16 protein-coding genes and 1 tRNA gene are annotated in these 15,697 nt (G+C 72.4%); 8 read left to right on the top strand and 9 right to left on the bottom strand.

The window, feature by feature from the left end:
- Positions 1-33: 33 nt before the first annotated feature.
- Both OG538_RS16095 and OG538_RS16090 read right to left on the bottom strand, forming a co-directional pair.
- Positions 34-447, bottom strand: a complete 414-nt coding sequence (locus OG538_RS16095; protein WP_406094198.1) for a hypothetical protein — start codon at positions 445-447, stop codon at positions 34-36.
- Positions 448-665: 218 nt separating this feature from the next.
- Positions 666-1,802 (bottom strand): ABC transporter ATP-binding protein, encoded by a 1,137-nt coding sequence (locus OG538_RS16090; RefSeq protein ID WP_406094196.1) that lies wholly within the window; start codon positions 1,800-1,802, stop codon positions 666-668.
- 263 nt (positions 1,803-2,065) lie between these two features.
- On the opposite strand from OG538_RS16090, the gene OG538_RS16085 reads away from it, so the two are divergent.
- Positions 2,066-2,139, top strand: a tRNA-Thr gene (locus OG538_RS16085).
- Positions 2,140-2,429: 290 nt separating this feature from the next.
- On the opposite strand, the gene OG538_RS16080 is transcribed toward OG538_RS16085, so the two are convergent.
- Both OG538_RS16080 and OG538_RS16075 read right to left on the bottom strand, forming a co-directional pair.
- Positions 2,430-3,821, bottom strand: a complete 1,392-nt coding sequence (locus tag OG538_RS16080; protein ID WP_406094194.1) for an NAD(P)/FAD-dependent oxidoreductase — start codon at positions 3,819-3,821, stop codon at positions 2,430-2,432.
- 53 nt (positions 3,822-3,874) lie between these two features.
- On the bottom strand, positions 3,875-4,549 hold the full coding sequence (locus tag OG538_RS16075; RefSeq protein ID WP_406100172.1) for a rhomboid-like protein: 675 nt from the start codon (positions 4,547-4,549) through the stop codon (positions 3,875-3,877).
- Positions 4,550-4,582: 33 nt separating this feature from the next.
- Here OG538_RS16075 and OG538_RS16070 point away from each other — a divergent pair, with 33 nt between their 5' ends.
- Both OG538_RS16070 and OG538_RS16065 read left to right on the top strand, forming a co-directional pair.
- Positions 4,583-5,485, top strand: coding sequence for an aminoglycoside phosphotransferase family protein (locus OG538_RS16070; protein ID WP_406094192.1), 903 nt, complete (start codon positions 4,583-4,585; stop codon positions 5,483-5,485).
- A gap of 31 nt (positions 5,486-5,516) precedes the next feature.
- A complete protein-coding gene (locus tag OG538_RS16065; protein ID WP_406094190.1) occupies positions 5,517-5,990 on the top strand; it encodes a GNAT family N-acetyltransferase in 474 nt (157 codons plus the stop codon).
- 12 nt (positions 5,991-6,002) lie between these two features.
- Here the strand turns inward: OG538_RS16065 and OG538_RS16060 are convergent, their stop codons facing one another.
- Positions 6,003-7,004 (bottom strand): zinc-binding dehydrogenase, encoded by a 1,002-nt coding sequence (locus OG538_RS16060; RefSeq protein ID WP_406094188.1) that lies wholly within the window; start codon positions 7,002-7,004, stop codon positions 6,003-6,005.
- Positions 7,005-7,050: 46 nt separating this feature from the next.
- Positions 7,051-8,250 (bottom strand): NAD(P)-binding protein, encoded by a 1,200-nt coding sequence (locus OG538_RS16055; RefSeq protein WP_406094186.1) that lies wholly within the window; start codon positions 8,248-8,250, stop codon positions 7,051-7,053.
- A 109-nt stretch (positions 8,251-8,359) separates the two neighbouring features.
- Between OG538_RS16055 and OG538_RS16050 the strand changes: the two genes are divergently transcribed.
- Positions 8,360-9,067 (top strand): pentapeptide repeat-containing protein, encoded by a 708-nt coding sequence (locus OG538_RS16050; protein WP_406094184.1) that lies wholly within the window; start codon positions 8,360-8,362, stop codon positions 9,065-9,067.
- A 40-nt stretch (positions 9,068-9,107) separates the two neighbouring features.
- Here OG538_RS16050 and OG538_RS16045 read toward each other — a convergent pair whose 3' ends face one another.
- The 3 genes from OG538_RS16045 to OG538_RS16035 all read right to left on the bottom strand — a co-directional run bounded on the left by OG538_RS16045 (position 9,108) and on the right by OG538_RS16035 (position 11,594).
- Positions 9,108-9,605, bottom strand: a complete 498-nt coding sequence (locus OG538_RS16045; RefSeq protein ID WP_219571830.1) for a hypothetical protein — start codon at positions 9,603-9,605, stop codon at positions 9,108-9,110.
- 106 nt (positions 9,606-9,711) lie between these two features.
- Complete coding sequence (locus OG538_RS16040; RefSeq protein WP_406094182.1) at positions 9,712-10,350, bottom strand: response regulator; 639 nt, start codon at positions 10,348-10,350, stop codon at positions 9,712-9,714.
- Positions 10,347-11,594, bottom strand: a complete 1,248-nt coding sequence (locus tag OG538_RS16035; protein ID WP_406100171.1) for a sensor histidine kinase — start codon at positions 11,592-11,594, stop codon at positions 10,347-10,349. The genes OG538_RS16040 and OG538_RS16035 overlap by 4 nt, the downstream gene beginning before the upstream one ends.
- A 245-nt stretch (positions 11,595-11,839) precedes the next feature.
- Here OG538_RS16035 and OG538_RS16030 point away from each other — a divergent pair, with 245 nt between their 5' ends.
- From OG538_RS16030 to OG538_RS16015, 4 genes are all read left to right on the top strand, one after another.
- Complete coding sequence (locus OG538_RS16030; RefSeq protein WP_406094180.1) at positions 11,840-12,397, top strand: heme-binding protein; 558 nt, start codon at positions 11,840-11,842, stop codon at positions 12,395-12,397.
- 25 nt (positions 12,398-12,422) lie between these two features.
- Entirely contained in the window at positions 12,423-13,019 is a 597-nt protein-coding gene (locus OG538_RS16025) for an ankyrin repeat domain-containing protein (protein WP_406094178.1), read from the top strand.
- Positions 13,016-14,218: a YncE family protein gene (locus tag OG538_RS16020; protein WP_406094176.1), complete on the top strand. Its 1,203-nt coding sequence runs from the start codon at positions 13,016-13,018 to the stop codon at positions 14,216-14,218. The genes OG538_RS16025 and OG538_RS16020 overlap by 4 nt, the downstream gene beginning before the upstream one ends.
- A 95-nt stretch (positions 14,219-14,313) precedes the next feature.
- The gene (locus OG538_RS16015; RefSeq protein ID WP_406100170.1) at positions 14,314-15,687 is read left to right on the top strand and encodes a M1 family metallopeptidase; all 1,374 of its coding nucleotides are present in this window, start codon (positions 14,314-14,316) and stop codon (positions 15,685-15,687) included.
- Positions 15,688-15,697 lie beyond the last annotated feature (10 nt).

Below are 15,697 nucleotides of genomic sequence, written 5' to 3'. Positions count from 1 at the left end.
CAGGCACGATATGCCGTGCCCGGCCGGGAACGGTCAGCTGAACTGCGCAACACCCGAGGCGAACGACGTGTCACAGACGGGACGCGAGAAGCGGTGCGCGCGCGTCGGACCGTACTGCTCGACGGCCGCCTTGCCCAGCGCCTTCGCGATCGACATGCAGTGGCGCGCGAGCGACGGACGCCCCTCCACGGCACGCTGCAGATCCGTCAAAGCGGCACCGGGGTCCTTCTCCTGGAGCTCCAGGAGAAGCTTGTCGCGCAGGATGTCCTGCGGGGTACGCGCCTTGGCGCGCTTGGAGACGGATTGGGCCGACGCGGTGAGCATCGTCGAATCGGAGTTGTGAGCTGCCCACGGCACGGCGGTGACCGCGAGGGTCCCGGACAGGACCATGACGACAGGCAGTACGAATGCGAGAGTTCGGCCGATACGGCGCGCGGTGTGGGTCACGCAGCGAGCGTAGCGGTCGGTGATGATTTGGCGACATTTCGTCACCCTCGCGAGGGATGGTTCGAGTGTGCTTTTCGAATCCCGTGTTGACGACCCGGAGCGAAATGACCGTTGTGCCGGGGAATTTGCCACCGGCCGTCCAAACGTCGGGCGGCCTCCACGAAACGCGACGGCCCCGCACGGAGAACGTGCGGGGCCGTCGTACGAGGCGTGCGGGATCAGTCGGTGAGACGCTCACCCGTCGACGTCGCGAAGACGTGCAGCTCGTCCGGGCGCGGCACGACGTGGAGCTTGGTGCCCTTCTCCGGGACGGCACGGCCGCCGACACGGACGACCAGGTCCTTGTGCTCGCCGCCGACCTCGGCCGCGCCGTAGACGAAGCCGTCGGCGCCGAGCTCCTCGACGACGTTGACCGAGACGGCCAGGCCGGCCGGGGCGTCGGCGGAGTCCTTGGTGAGGGTCTTCGCGGCGGCGCCGCCGTGCTCGACGATGTCGAAGTGCTCGGGACGGATGCCGACCGTGACGGTGCGGTCACCACGGTTCGCGGCGGCGGTGAGCGCCTCACGCGAGACCGGGACGACGCTGTTGCCGAACTTCACGCCACCGTCGGTGATCGGGACCTCGACCAGGTTCATGGCCGGGGAGCCGATGAAGCCGGCCACGAAGAGGTTCGCCGGGCGGTCGTACATGTTGCGCGGTGAGTCGACCTGCTGGAGGAGACCGTCCTTGAGGACCGCCACGCGGTCACCCATGGTCAGGGCCTCGACCTGGTCGTGCGTGACGTACACGGTCGTGATGCCCAGGCGGCGCTGGAGCGAGGCGATCTGCGTACGGGTGGAGACACGGAGCTTGGCGTCGAGGTTCGACAGCGGCTCGTCCATGAGGAAGACCTGGGGCTCACGCACGATGGCGCGGCCCATCGCGACACGCTGACGCTGACCACCGGAGAGCGCCTTGGGCTTGCGGTCCAGGTAGTCGGTGAGGTCCAGCATCTTGGCGGCCTCTTCGACCTTCGCGCGGATCTCGGACTTGTTGATGCCGGCGATCTTCAGTGCGAAGCCCATGTTGTCCGCGACGGACATGTGCGGGTAGAGCGCGTAGTTCTGGAACACCATGGCGATGTCCCGGTCCTTCGGCGGCAGGTGCGTGACGTCGCGGTCACCGATGCGGATGGCGCCGCCGTTGACGTCCTCGAGACCCGCGAGCATGCGCAGGGAGGTCGACTTGCCACAACCGGAGGGACCGACGAGGACGAGGAACTCGCCGTCCGCGATGTCGATCTCGAGCTGGTCGACGGCCGGCTTCGTGGAGCCGGGGTAGACGCGGGACGCCTTGTCGAACGTGACACTGGCCATGCTGAATCTTCTCCTCAACCGGCAGGAACGTGCCGGACGATCCGTTGTAAAGGGAGTGGTCTGGTCCATCTGGGTGAACCTTCAGCGACGCTACCTGGCGATTTAGGATCTGTCAGTAGTTCTTCGGGGAGGAATATCTCCTGGCGGGGCGGGACGGGTGACCGTCGGCGCAGGGGGGTCGCGGCAGGGCGAAAAGTTCGTGGATGGGTGAGTCGAGCGCTGTGTAGAGTGAGGGTCGCGCGCGTGCTTCCAGCGTGTGCGCTGCCTCCTTAGCTCAGTTGGCCAGAGCAACGCACTTGTAATGCGTAGGTCATCGGTTCGAATCCGATAGGGGGCTCAAACCCCAGGTGCACGGCATGTGACCTGGGGTTTCTTGTTGCCCGAGGTGGTGCGAAGCTATGCGCCATGCAGGGCGGTCTCTGTTGCGGCTGCGAATTCGAGTGTCGCTCGGAGTCGCGGACTCCTTCTCGACAGCGGGATGGGCCCCCACGGACGGCCGGCGCTCGCCCGGTGCCTCGGGCTCACCGCTCCCGGATGCCTCCGGGTGACGGCGCAGTTCGACAACGACCCGAAGGGGCCGCTGTGAACAACGCCCGGGCCCTCCGCCCGCCCCCTGTCCGCGGATGCTCAGTGCCGCCCCGCCAGCCGGTCCGCGAACTTCGCGATCGGGTCCGTGCCGGGGCGCGGGGAGGTGAGCTCCCTGCGGTCGGCCGCCCGGTAGGCGGCGTACATGCCGTGGACGCCGAGCCAGCGCAGCGGTTCGGGTTCCCAGCGGCGGACGCGGTGGTTGACCCAGGGGAGCGCGGTGAGTTCGGTGGGGCCGGACTGCCCGGAGTCCTGCTGGATGAGGTCGCGCAGGGTGCGGGCGGCGAGGTTGGTGGTGGCGACACCGGAGCCGACGTAGCCCCCGGCCCAGCCGAGGCCGGTGGAGCGGTCCAGGGTGACGGTGGCGCACCAGTCGCGGGGGACGCCGAGGACGCCGGACCAGGCGTGGGCGATCGGGGTGCCGGCGGTGGTGGGGAAGAGGCGGATCAGGAGTTCGCGAAGGGCCTCGATGGTGGCGGGCTGGGTACGCCCGTCGTTGTCGGTGGCCGAGCCGTAGCGGTACGGGATGCCCCGGCCGCCCAGCGCGATGCGGTCGTCGGCCGTGCGCTGGGCGTACATGTAGGCGTGGGCCATGTCGCCGAGGGTTTCGCGGCCGTCCCAGCCGATGGTGTCCCAGGTGGAGGCCGCCAGGGGCTCGGTGACGATCATGGAGGAGTTCATCGGCAGCCACGTGCGCTTCTGACCCTTGAGACCGGCGGTGAAGCCTTCGGTGCAGCGCAGGATGTACGGGGCGCGGACGGTGCCGTAGGGGGTGACCGCGTGCTTGGGTCTGATCTCGGTGACGGGGGTCGATTCGTGGATCGTGACGCCGAGTGCCTCGACGGCGTCGGCGAGGCCGGTGACGAGTTTGGCGGGGTGGAGGCGGGCGCCGTGGGGGGTCCAGGTGGAGCCGACGGCGCCGTTGACGCGGATGCGTTCGGCGGTCTCGCGGGCGCCGTGCAGGGTGCGGTCCCTCTCGCCGAAGGCGATCTCGACGCTGTGGAAGTCCTTGAGACGGGCGAGTTGGGCCGGGGTGTAGGCGACTTCGAGGACGCCGCCCCGGTGGATGTCGGCGTCGATCTTCTCCTCGGCGGCGACACGGATGACTTCTTCGACGGTGTCGTTCATGGCCTGTTGGAGACGGACGGCGGCGTCGTGGCCGTGGAGTTTCGCGTAGCGGTCGCGGCCGGCGATGCCGTTGTAGAGCCATCCGCCGTTGCGTCCGGAGGCGCCGTATCCGCAGAACTTGGCTTCCAGGACGGTGATGTTGAGGAAGGGGACGGCCTTCTTGAGGTAGTACGCCGTCCAGAGTCCGGTGAACCCGCCGCCGACGATGCAGACGTCGGCGGTGCCGTCGCCGGGCAGGGGTTCGCGGGGGATCGGGGTGCCCCGGTCCGCGTACCAGAAGGATATGCCGCCGTTGACGGTGCTCATGTTGCCCCTGCTTGTCCGTGTGGCCGGGTGCCTGTGTGCTCTGGGGCGGGACGTTACTGGGCGGGGGTGGGTTTCGTCTCGGGGCGGGTGCGGGTCAGGGGGTAGCAGGCGAGGCCGATGAGGGCGGCGGTGAAGTGGCCGACGTCGGTGAAGGTGGCTCCGGTGACGAGGGGGACGGCGTAGATGACGAGGACGGCGAAGAGGTAGACGTAGCGCCACGGGCGTGCGACGTAGTAGGTGAGGACGGCGACGACCCCGGCCAGTGCGTAACTGACGCCGACGTCCAGGGTGTTGACGGCCGTCTCGGGGGCGTGGCCGTGCTGGATGGCCCAGGCGAGGACGCCTTCGCTGACGAGGGTGGCCAGGACGTGGGCGGTGGCGGCGACGGTGAGCCAGCGCAGGGTGCCGAGGCGGCGTTCGGCGGGGGCGTGGAAGACGGTGTAGAGGATGGCGTACGGGATCCAGGTGCCGCTGTCGATCCAGAATGCGCTGCTGATGAGGACGCGGACCGGGTTCTGGGAGAGTTCGTGGATGTTGGTGGAGCGCTGGCGGAGGAAGTCCTCCTCGAAGTCGGGTGACATCTGGTGGACGATGACGGTGGTGACGAAGAGGACGGCCAGCCAGACGTAGGTGCCGGGTGCGCTGCGGATCCATGAGCCGGCGCTGCGGATCCACGCGGCGGGCGCGGGGCGGGGCCGTGTGGGCGGGGCGGGGTGGCTCGGGGTCATAGCCGATTGACGCACGCTCCTAGGATCGGCGGCGTGATTGACATTCCGGATGCGCTGATCGCCACACAGTCCACGTACAACGGTGAGGCGGGGCGGGCGTTCATCGCCGCGTTGCCGGGGATGGCCGAGAAGCTCATGGAGCGGTGGGGCCTGCGGCCGGACGGTGGGGCCATGTACGGGGTGTGCGCGCTGGTCCTTCCGGTGGTGCGGGTGGCGGACGGGCGCCGGGCGGCGTTGAAGCTGCAGCCGGTGGATGAGGAGACGGCGGGGGAGCCGGTCGCGCTGCGGCTGTGGGGCAGGGCGGCGGCGGGCGCGGTGGAGCTGCTGGAGCACGACCCGCAGACCGGCGCGATGCTGCTGGAGCGGCTGGACGGGGAGCGCGCGCTGTCGGGGGTGGCGGACGCGCGGGAGGCGGTGCGGGTCGTGGCGGGGTTGCTGGCGGGGCTGACGTCGGTGCGCGTTCCGGAGGGGGCCGGGCTGCGGGGGCTGGGAGGGGCGGCGGCGCGGATGCTGGAGGCGGCGCCGGGGGTGGCGGGGCGCCTGGCGGATGCGGGGGAGCGGCGGCTGGTGGCGGACTGCGCGGCGGCGGTGCGGGAGGTCGCGGGGGAGCCGGGAGACCGGTTGCTGCACTGGGATCTGCACTTCGGCAATGTGCTGGCCGGGCGGGGTGGGCAGTGGGTGGCCATTGATCCGAAGCCGTTGGTGGGGGACGCGGGGTTCGAGCTGTTTCCGGCGTTGGCGGACCGGTTCGACGCGGGTGATGTGGCGTGGCGGTTCGATCTGCTCACGGAGGTGCTGTCGCTGGACCGGGCGCGGGCGCGGGCGTGGACGCTGGGGCGGGTGTTGCAGAACGCCTGCTGGGACACGGAGGTGGGCGGGCGGCGGTTGGTGGCGCGGCAGGCGGAGCTTGCGCGGCGCCTGCTGGGGCGGGGGTAGGGGCCGGGCGGGAGCTGTCTACGCTGCCCTCATGATTCGTACCGCTACCGCCGCTGATGTTCCCGCGATTCACGCGATGGTCCGTGAACTCGCCGATTACGAGAAGGCGCTGCATGAGGCCAACGCCACGGAGGAGCAGCTGCGCGAGGCGCTGTTCGGGGAGCGTCCTGCCGCGTACGCGCACATCGCCGAGTCGGACGAGGACGGCGAAATCGTGGGCTTCGCCCTGTGGTTCCTGAACTTCTCGACCTGGCGCGGCGTGCACGGCATCTACCTGGAGGACCTGTACGTGCGCCCCGAGCGGCGCGGTGGCGGGCACGGGAAGGCGCTGCTGACGGAGTTGGCGCGGATCTGTGTGGAGCGTGGTTACGAGCGGCTGGAGTGGTCGGTGCTGAACTGGAACGCTCCGTCCATCGCCTTCTACGAGTCGCTGGGTGCGCGGCCGCAGGACGAGTGGACGGTGTACCGGCTGACGGACGGGGCGTTGGCGGAGCTCGGGGGCTGACGCCCGCCCGGTTCAGGGGGTGAGGACGACCTTGCCGGTCGTTCCTCGGGTCTCCAGGTCCCGGTGGGCGGCGGCCGCTTCGGCGAGCGGGTACCGCTGGATCGCGGGTCGCAGCCGGCCGGCTGCGGCTTCGGCGAGGGCGCGGGTTTCGAGGGCGCGCAGGCCGCCGCCGCGCCGGAGCATGGCGGGGCCGAGGACGGTCTCGGAGGTGATGCCGCGTGCGGCGAGTTCGTCCGCGGGGAAGGTGAGCGGGCGGCCGTCGTGGAGGCCGCTGCCGGACCAGCCGTAGACGACGTGCTGTCCGCCCCTGCCGAGGAGGCCGACGGCGGCGCGGGCGGTGGTGGAGCCGACGGAGTCGTACACGACGGTGGCGCGCCGGCCGAGGGCGTCGAGGTGGGTGCGCACGTGGCGTGGCCAGTCGGGGAGGGTGTAGTCGACGGCGAGGTCGGCTCCGTTGGCGTGGGCCAGGGCGACTTTGGCGGGGCCGCCGGCGAGGCCGACGACGTGGGCTCCGGCGTTCTTGGCGTACTGCACGAGCAGGGTGCCGATGCCGCCGGCGGCCGCGGTGACGAGGGCGACGGAGTCCGGGCCGAGCGGGGTGAATCCGAGGATGCCGAGCGTGGTGCGGCCGGTGCCGATCATGGCGACGGCTTCGGCGTCGCCGAGCCCGGCGGGGATGCTGTGGAGCCTGTCCGCGTCGGTGACGGCGAGCTCGGCGTAACCGCCCGGGGCGGCGCCGAGGTGCGCGACGACGCGGCGGCCGAGCCAGCCCGGGTCCGTGCCCTCGCCGAGTGACTCGACCGTCCCGGCGACTTCGCGGCCCGGGACGGTGGGCAGTTCGGCGCGGGTGGGGAAGGGCCCGGTCAGGCCTTGGCGCAGGGCGGTGTCGAGGAGGTGTACGCCGGCGGCGCGGACGGCGATGCGGACCTGGCCGGCGCCGGGGACGGGGTCGTCGGTGTGTTCGTGGACGAGGTTCTCGGCGGGGCCGAAGGCGTGGAGGCGGACGGCGTGCATGGCGGGCTCCCGGAGGTGTGGGTCTCGGTGGGCCCACCCTCCGACCTCATGTGCGCTTGAGGTCAAGCGGTGTGCCGGGTGCGGCGGTGTGCCCGGTGGCGCCGAGGGCGAGGAGGGCCGCCTCGATGCCGCTGGTGAAGGACACCTCGCTGAGGAGGCCGGGGGCCGCGACCTGGTCGCCGGCGAGGTAGATGCCGTTGCCGCGGTCGATGGCGGGGCGGTCACGCCAGGTGGTGCCCGGGTGGTCGACGGCGCCGGTGCGGCCGGAGGCGAGCGCGTCGCGGCGCCATTGGGTGCGTTCGCGCCAGCCGGGGAAGCCCAGGTCGAGGAGGTCCTCGGCGCGGGTGGTGCCGGTGGCGCGGCCCTCGTCGGGGGCGACGGGGAACTGGCCTTGGACGAGTTGTTCGCCGGCGGGGGCGAGGGTGCGGTCCTGGGCGGTGAAGCGTTCGATCCAGCCCGGGGCGTCGAGGTCGGAGACGGCGAACGCGTCGCCGCGGCGGGTTCGCAGGGCGAGGTCGACGAGGGCGGTGCGGCCGGAGGGCCAGGTGAGCGCGGGGTCGCCGAGGAGGGTGCGGGCGGCGTCGAGGGAAGTGGCGACGACGACGGGGCCGGTGCGGGCGAGGGTGCCGAGGGCGGCTGCGTCGATGCGGGACGTGGTCTCGATGCGGACGCTGAGGTTCCAGGCGCGGGACGCCATCCGGTCGACGATGCGGTCCCAGCCGCCGACGGGGTAGCGGGCCTCCGGCGGCAGGGCGCCTGCGCGGCGGAGCCTTTCCTGGACGAAGGCGGCGGAGAGGCTGCCGGGGTCGTGGTGGTAGAGCGCGACGGCGGCGTAGTGCGCGGCCGCGCGGGCGCCCTCCTCGCCGACCTGTGCGGTGGCCCAGGTGCGGAAGTCGGCGTCCACCGGTGCGTGGGCGGCGTCGCGGCGGCTGAGGCGCAGGACGGCCGGCGGCGGGGTGCGGCGCAGGGTGCCGCGGTGGCGGAAACGGAGCCGGGTGGTTTCGAGGACCGGCACGGTGACGGTGGGGCCGAGGAGGTTGCGCTTGTGGAGCCAGGTCCAGTGGGGGCCGCGGCGGTAGAGGGCGTGGGGGCCGTCGTTGGTGCGGTAGGGGCCTTCGGCGGTCCTGGCCCTGCCGCCGAGGGTGTGGTGGGCCTCGTGGAGGGTGACCGGGGCGCCGGATTCGGCTGCGGTGATGGCTGCGGTGAATCCGGCGAGGCCGCCGCCGACGACGTGGATGCGCTGCATGGTCCCGGTCTCCTTCGCTGGAGGTGTGTCTGCTTACGGGACGTGCGGCGGGGCGGGGATGTGACATCGGCGGCGCATCAATGTCAGTGGTGTGCGTCACGATGGGGGCATGGTGCGCAGCAGCGGTAGTGGTGGCGGTACGGGCAGGGCCAAGGGGGCCAGGGGCGGGATCGCCGAGGCGCGGCGCCCGGAGGTGCGGCTGCCGCCGCTGGTGGCGTACGAGGGCGGTGGACTGGAGCCGGACGGGGACTACGACGGGGTGCGGTTCGACGCCGTGGATCTGGCGGACGAGTCCGGTCCGGGCGCCCGTTTCATGGACTGTGCGCTGGACGGCTGCGCCCTGGACCGTACGGAGCTGGTCAGGGCCCGGTTCATCGACTCGGTGCTGACGGGGGTGCGCGGGGTGGGCACCGATCTCGCGGGGGTGTCGCTGCGGGATGTGGAGATCGTGGACGCGCGTCTGGGCGGGGTGCAGATGCACGGAGCGGTGCTGGAGCGGGTCCTGGTCAGGGGCGGGAAGATCGACTACCTGAATCTGCGCAAGGCCCGGCTGAAGGACGTGGTGTTCGAGGGCTGTGTGCTGTCGGAGCCGGATTTCGGGGAGGCGCAGCTGACCCGGGTCGAGTTCCGGGACTGTGTGCTGAAGCGGGCCGACTTCAGCGCGGTGCGGATGGAGTCGGTGGATCTGCGGACGGTCGCGGAGCTGGACATCGCGCGGGGCGTGGAGCGGCTCGCGGGTGCGGTGATCAGCCCGGCGCAGCTGATGGAGCTGGCTCCGGCGTTCGCGGCGCAGATCGGGGTGCGGGTGGAGGCGTGAGGGGGCGCGCCGGGCCGCCGGAGGTGGGGGACGAGGCCCGTCAGAGGCGGGGGAAGCGGGCCTGGAGGTCCCAGACGGTGGGGTTGTCGGCGAGGCCCTCGTGCATGTCGGCGAGGTCGGCGATCAGGTCGTGCAGGAAGTCCCGGGCCTCGCGGCGCAGCAGGGAGTGGCTGAAGGTGAGCGGTGCTTCTTCGGCGGGCATCCAGTCGGCCTCGACGTCGACCCAGCCGAAGCGGCGCTCGAAGAGCATGCGGTCGGAGGACTCGGTGAAGTCGAGCTCGGCGAACTGGCGGCGGTGCGAGCGGTTGCCGCGGGGGTCCTGGTCGATCTGCTCGACGATGTCGCACAGCGCCCAGGCGAAGTCGAGCACCGGCACCCATCCCCAGGCTGTGGATACTTCGCGGTCCTCCTTGGTGTCCGCGAGGTAGACGTCCCCGGAGAACAGATCGTGGCGCAGGGCGTGGACGTCCGCTCGGCGGTAGTCGGTCTGCGGGGGATCGGGGAAGCGTCGGGAGAGGGAGTAGCCGATGTCGAGCACGGTTCGATGGTGTCATGCCCGGCGTGCCGGTCCCGCACCAGCGCACGAGAGGCAGTATGCGCAGGAGGGGCGGCGTGCGCGGGATCCTCGGGGCACGCGGGATTCCTCAGGGCAGCAGCCGCTGTTCCTTGGCGACGGCGACCGCGCCGGCGCGGGTGTCGACGCCGAGCTTGTCGTAGATGCGGCCCAGGTGCGTCTTGACGGTGGCCTCGCTGATGAACAGGGCGCGGGCGATGTCGCGGTTGCCCAGGCCCTGGGAGAGCTGGCCCAGGATGTCGCGTTCGCGGTCGGTGAGCGTGGGCAGCGGCGCCCGCATGCGGGCCATGACGCGGCTGGCGACGGGTGGGGACAGGGTGGTGCGGCCCTGGGCGGCGGAGCGGATGGCGGCGAAGAGTTCCTCCGGGCGCTCGGCCTTCAGCAGATAGCCGGTGGCGCCCGCCTCGATGGCGCGGGTGATGTCGGCGTCGGTGTCGTACGTGGTCAGGACGAGGACATGGGAGCCGTCGGTGTCGGCCACGATGCGACGGGTCGCCTCGACACCGTCGATGCCCTCGCCCAGCTGGAGGTCCATCAGGACGACGGCGGGGTTGAGCTTGGCGGCGAGGGCGACGGCCTCCTCACCGCTGCCGGCCTCGCCGACGACCTCGATGTCGGGCTCGCTGCCGAGGAGGGCGAGGAGCCCGGCGCGTACGACGGCGTGGTCGTCGCAGAGCAGGATGCGTACGGGCGGGTCTGTGGCGCTCATGCGGGGTCCCGGGGGGTGAGGGGGTCGGCGGACGGGTCGGTGAGGGGGACGGCCGCGGTCACCACGGTGCCCTCGCCGGGGGTGGACTCGATGGTGAGGGTGCCGCCGAGCTGCTGGAGCCGGGCCCGCATCGCAGGCAGCCCGTGCCCGCGCACCCCGCCCGTCGGCCCGGTGCCGGGTGCGCGGGTGAAGCCGCGGCCGTTGTCGGCGATGTCCAGGACGGTCCGGTCGTCGAGGTGGGTGAGGGTCAGGGCCGCCTCCGTGGCGCCCGCGTGCTCGGTGACGTTGGCCAGGGCGCCCTGGGCGATCCGCAGCAGCGCGGACTGCACGCGGTCGGGCAGGGCGGAGTGCGGTGTGCCCTCGACATGGCAGCGGACGGTGAGCCGGCCCTGCGCCTGCGCGGTCTCGCGGACGGCGAGGGCGTGCAGGGCCGCATCCAGGCCGCCGCCCTCGGCGAGGTCGGCGGGGGCCAGGTCGTGGACGAAGCGGCGGGCCTCGGCGAGGTTGCGTTCCGCGATGCCGGTGGCGGTACGGACGTGGCGGCGGGCCGTCGCCGGGTCGGCGTTCCAGGTGCGGTCGGCGGCCTGGAGCAGCATCTGCTGGCTGGACAGGCCCTGGGCCAGGGTGTCGTGGATCTCCATCGAGAGCCGCTGGCGTTCGGCGAGGGTGCCTTCGCGCCGTTCGGTGGCGGCCAGTTCGCGGCGGGTGCGGAGCAGGTCGTCGATGAGCTCGCCCTGGGTGACGGCCTGGCGCTGCATATGGACGAACACGGCGGAGGCGACCGCGGCGACGGCGGGCGGGGCGAGGACCAGGTTCGGGTCGAAGCCGTCTGCCAGCCGCAGCTGCGCGGCGACGACGAACAGCGTCAGCAGCGCGACCAGGGCGAGCGCGGCACGCGGCGGCAGGATGCGCAGCCCTGTGTAGAAGAGCGGGACCGCACACCAGGCGAAGCTCGGCGCGAGGACGACCAGCACCATCCACACCGCGACCAGCACCCCGAGCCAGAGCAGGCTGCGTGGCGTCGGACGGGAGCCGAGGACCGGGCCGAGTACGTAGAGGACGGCGAGGGCCACGGACAGGCCGATGATCCACGGAGTGCGCGTCTCACCGGGGTGCCGCAGCAGGAACCGGGTCAGGGAAGCGCCCAGCAGCAGGAAGAACGCGGCGTGCATCAGCAGGGCCAGACCGCGGGTGCCGGGATCGACGGCCTGCCCGGCGCCGCGTGGCGACGGGCTTCGCCGCACCGGCTCGTACCCCTGATCCACCTCGTACTCCTGCTCCTGACCTGCACGGACATCTCATCGTCGCCCCGAACGGGCGCCCCCGCATCAACCGATCGGCCGATGGGGCCGTCAGCCGTCCCGCGCGCGGCGTCGAGCCGGTACGACGACCGTGCGGCCCCGGATCCGGCCCAAGGATGGAACACAGAACGCCGGAACCGCACCACCCGGCCCCCCACCACACCGACACTCACATCGAGGAGCCCACCATGAAGAAGATGTCGCTGCGCGCCCGAGTCCTCACCGGTGCCGTCGCCGCCGCCGCCCTCGGGGCCGGCACCTTCGGCGCCATGTCGGCGAACGCCGCCGCCCCGGCCGCAGCGCCCGCCACCACCGTCAGGGCGGACACCGCGAACCGCAACCTGCAGCAGTCCACCCACCTGACCGTGGACGCCGCGACGAAGGCCGCGCAGGCCGCGCTCGACGCCGCCGAGAAGGAGAACCAGCGCGTCGCCGTCTCCGTCGTCGACCGCAACGGCAACACCATCCTGACGCTGCGTGGCGACGGATCCGGCCCGCAGGCCTACGAGTCGGCCGAGAAGAAGGCGTACACCGCCGTGTCCTGGAACGCCCCGACCTCCGAGCTGGCCGGGCGGCTCGCCCAGGCCCCGAACCTGAAGGACATCCCTGGCACCCTGTTCCTCGCGGGCGGCGCCCCGGTGCAGGTCAAGGGCGCTCCGGTGGCGGGCATCGGCGTGGCCGGCGCGCCCAGCGGCGACCTCGACGAGAAGTTCGCCCGGGCCGGCGTCGCCGCCCTCGCCAAGTAGTCGCCACCAACCACGGGAGACGCACATGAACGCCCTCGATCAGCAGCTGCTCGACGCCGCACGCACCGGTGACACCGCTTCCGTGCGGGCCGCGGTCGAGGGCGGCGCCCGGGTGGACGTCCGCGACGAGGAGCTGCGTACCCCGCTGCTCCTGGCCGTCCACGGCGGGCATGTGGACGCTGCCCGGCTGCTCGTCGACGCGGGCGCGGACCCCGACGCGCAGGACAGCCGCCAGGAGAGCCCCTGGCTGGCCACGGGCGTCACCGGCAGCGTCGCCATGCTCCACGTCCTGCTGCCGGCCGGACCGGACCTGAAGCTCCGCAACCGGTTCGGCGGAATCGCGCTGATCCCGGCGAGCGAGCGGGGCCACGTCGGCTATGTACGGGAGTTGCTCAAGGTCACCGACATCGACGTCGACCACGTCAACCGGCTGGGCTGGACGGCCCTGCTGGAGGCGGTGATCCTCGGCGACGGCGGCCGGGCGCACCAGGAGATCGTCGAGCTGCTGCTGGCCGCAGGGGCGACGCCCGGGCTGCCGGACGGCGAGGGCGTCACGGCCCTCGCGCACGCGGAACGCCGTGGCTTCGCGGAGATCGCGGCGCTGCTGCGGGAAGCCCCGTGACCGTCCGCCGCGCGGCGCCGGTGCTCGCGGGACTCGCCGCCGCGGTGGTGCTCGCGGGCTGTGCCACGGGCCCCACGGGCACGCCGGGCGCCGCAGCCGCGAAGGGCACGCCGTCCGTACGCGCCACGAGCGGGATCACCCCTGACGGCACGCTCCTCGTCGCCGACTTCGGCGGGGACACGGTGACGTTCGTGGACCCGGAGCGCGGCGCGTTCGACCGGGTCGAGGTCGGCACCGCCCCCTACGGTCTGGTGGTCGGGGCCGACTGCCGGGCCTGGGTGGCCACCGCCGAGGGCGTCGCCGTCGTCGACACGAGGACCCGCACCCGGCAGGCCCGCATCCCGTACGGGACGGAGACCGGGCCCGTCACCACGGGCGAGTACCGCGGCGGCGGTATGGGCATCGCCCTGGCCCCCGACGGCCGGCGCGTCTACGTGGGCGTCAACGTGCCGGACGCGTCGGGGGTGCTGGAGGTGATCGACACCGAGACCCGTGAGGTCACGGGTGCCGCACGGGTCGGCCGCCGCCCCTTCGACGTGGATGTCTCGCCCGACGGGGCGGAGGTGTACGCCACCGGTCACGACTCGTTCGACGTGACGTCCGTCCGTACGGACACGCTGCGCACCCGGCGCATGGAGGTCGCTCCGTACGGCACCGCGGGCGGTCTCGGCTCCTGGCTGAAGCCGCATTACGCGGTCGTCCGCCCCGGGGACGGGAAACTGCTGCTGCCGTTCGAGGGTGAGCGGCTGGCGGTGCTCGACCCACGGACCGGCGAGGTGGCGGTCGAGCGGATGACGGCGAACACCCACCAGCACGGCGCGACGATGGCCCCCGACGGCACGCTGCTCGTCGTCGGCACCGGTCCGATCGCGTCGGACGACGAGGACGCGTCGCTGACCGTCCGCAAGCCCGGCGGCACCGAGCGGGTGGTGGAACTGGACGGTCCGCACGAGGACGTGACGGTGTCCCAGGACGGTCGCACGGCGTACGTCACCGGGGGCTTCACCCGGGACGGCTACTGGAACGGGATCACGGTCGTGGACCTTGCCGGGGCCACGCCCCCGGTCCGGCTGGCAGCGGGTGAGCGGCCGCTGGGCATCGTGGTGCTCCGACGGCCGGACGGCCCCGCCCCGCCGGTACCGCCGGACTCCGACATTCCGCACATAGGATCACCGGTGTGGATCACCGACCCCCGGTAAGCGCCCCGTCGCGCGCCACTGCGTTCAGTCCGGCCCGCGGTACGGGGCCCGGGCCGGCCCGCGGCGCCCGCAGGACAGCCGGGGCCGCCTCCCTGCTGCTCGCTCTCGCCGTCCTCGCCCCCGCCTGCACCGCCGGAGCCGGTGGGGTGGAGGGCAGGCCCGGCGCCTCCGGTCTGCGCGACCCGTACTTCCCGAAGCTCGGCAACGGCGGCTACGACGTCACGCACTACGACCTCACGCTCGACGTCGACCCGGACGAGCAGACGCTGCGCGGGACCGCCGAGATCACCGCGCGGGCCACCCAGGACCTGAGCTCGTTCAATCTCGACCTGGCCGGTCTGACGGTCGACTCGGCGACCGTGGAGGGGCGTCCGGCAGCCGTCAACCGGGCGGGCAACGAGCTGACGCTGCGTACGGACGTGAAGGTCGAGGACCGGCTCCACCGGGGCGAGACGTTCCGTACCGTCGTCCACTACTCCGGCTCCCCGCGCACGATCACCGACGCGGACGACTCCGAGGAGGGCTGGCTGCCGACCGACGACGGCGCCGTCGCCCTCGGTGAGCCGACGGGCTCGATGGCGTGGTTCCCGGGCAGTCACCATCCGAGCGACAAGGCTTCGTACGATCTGGCGGTCACCGTTCCGAAGGGGCTGACGGCGGTCTCCAACGGGGTGCAGGCGGGGCCGCCGACGACAGCCGGGGGCCGCACCACCTACCGCTGGCACACCGCCGAACCGATGGCGAGTTACCTCGCGACCCTGGCCATCGGCCGGTTCACGACCAGGACGTCGACGACTGCGGGCGGCATCACGGTGTTCACCGCCGTGGACCCGGAGTCGGCGAAGGCGAGCGCGCGCACGCTGGCCCGGCTCCCCGAGGTGGTGGCGTGGGAGGCCGAGCACTTCGGCCCGTACCCGTTCTCCGCGACGGGCGCGATCGTGGACCGCAAGGGGGACTCGGGCTATGCGCTGGAGACGCAGAACCGGCCGTTCTTCCCCGGCCCGCCGAGCATCGGCCTGCTCGTCCACGAGATGGCGCACCAGTGGTTCGGCGACTCGGTCACGCCCGAGACCTGGCGCGACATGTGGCTCAACGAGGGCCTGGCGACGTACGCGGAGTGGCTGTGGGAGGAGGAGAAGGAGGACACCCCCGCCCAGGAGTCCTTCGACGAGGCGTACGAGGACGAGGACAACTGGGCTTTCCCGCCCGCCGATCCGCCGGGCGCCGCGGACATCTCGGAGCAGCCGGTGTACGGGCGCGGGGCCATGGTGATCCACAAGATCCGCGAGGTGGTCGACGACGACGAGGAGTTCTTCGCGCTGCTGGCCGGCTGGACGAAGGCGCATCGGCACGGCAACGCCTCGACGAAGGACTTCACCGCCTATGTGGAGAAGGCGACCGGGCAGGATCTGACGGAGCTGTGGAAGGACTGGCTGTACGGCAGGAGCCGGCCCGCCGCGGACGGCTGACCGGCTCCCG

Origin of the sequence: Streptomyces sp. NBC_01013 (genome assembly GCF_045162765.1) — a bacterium.
Classification (GTDB): Bacteria; Actinomycetota; Actinomycetes; order Streptomycetales; family Streptomycetaceae; genus Streptomyces.
The sequence above is the reverse complement of the archived record's forward strand: the minus strand, read 5'-3'. Positions and strand labels throughout refer to the sequence as shown.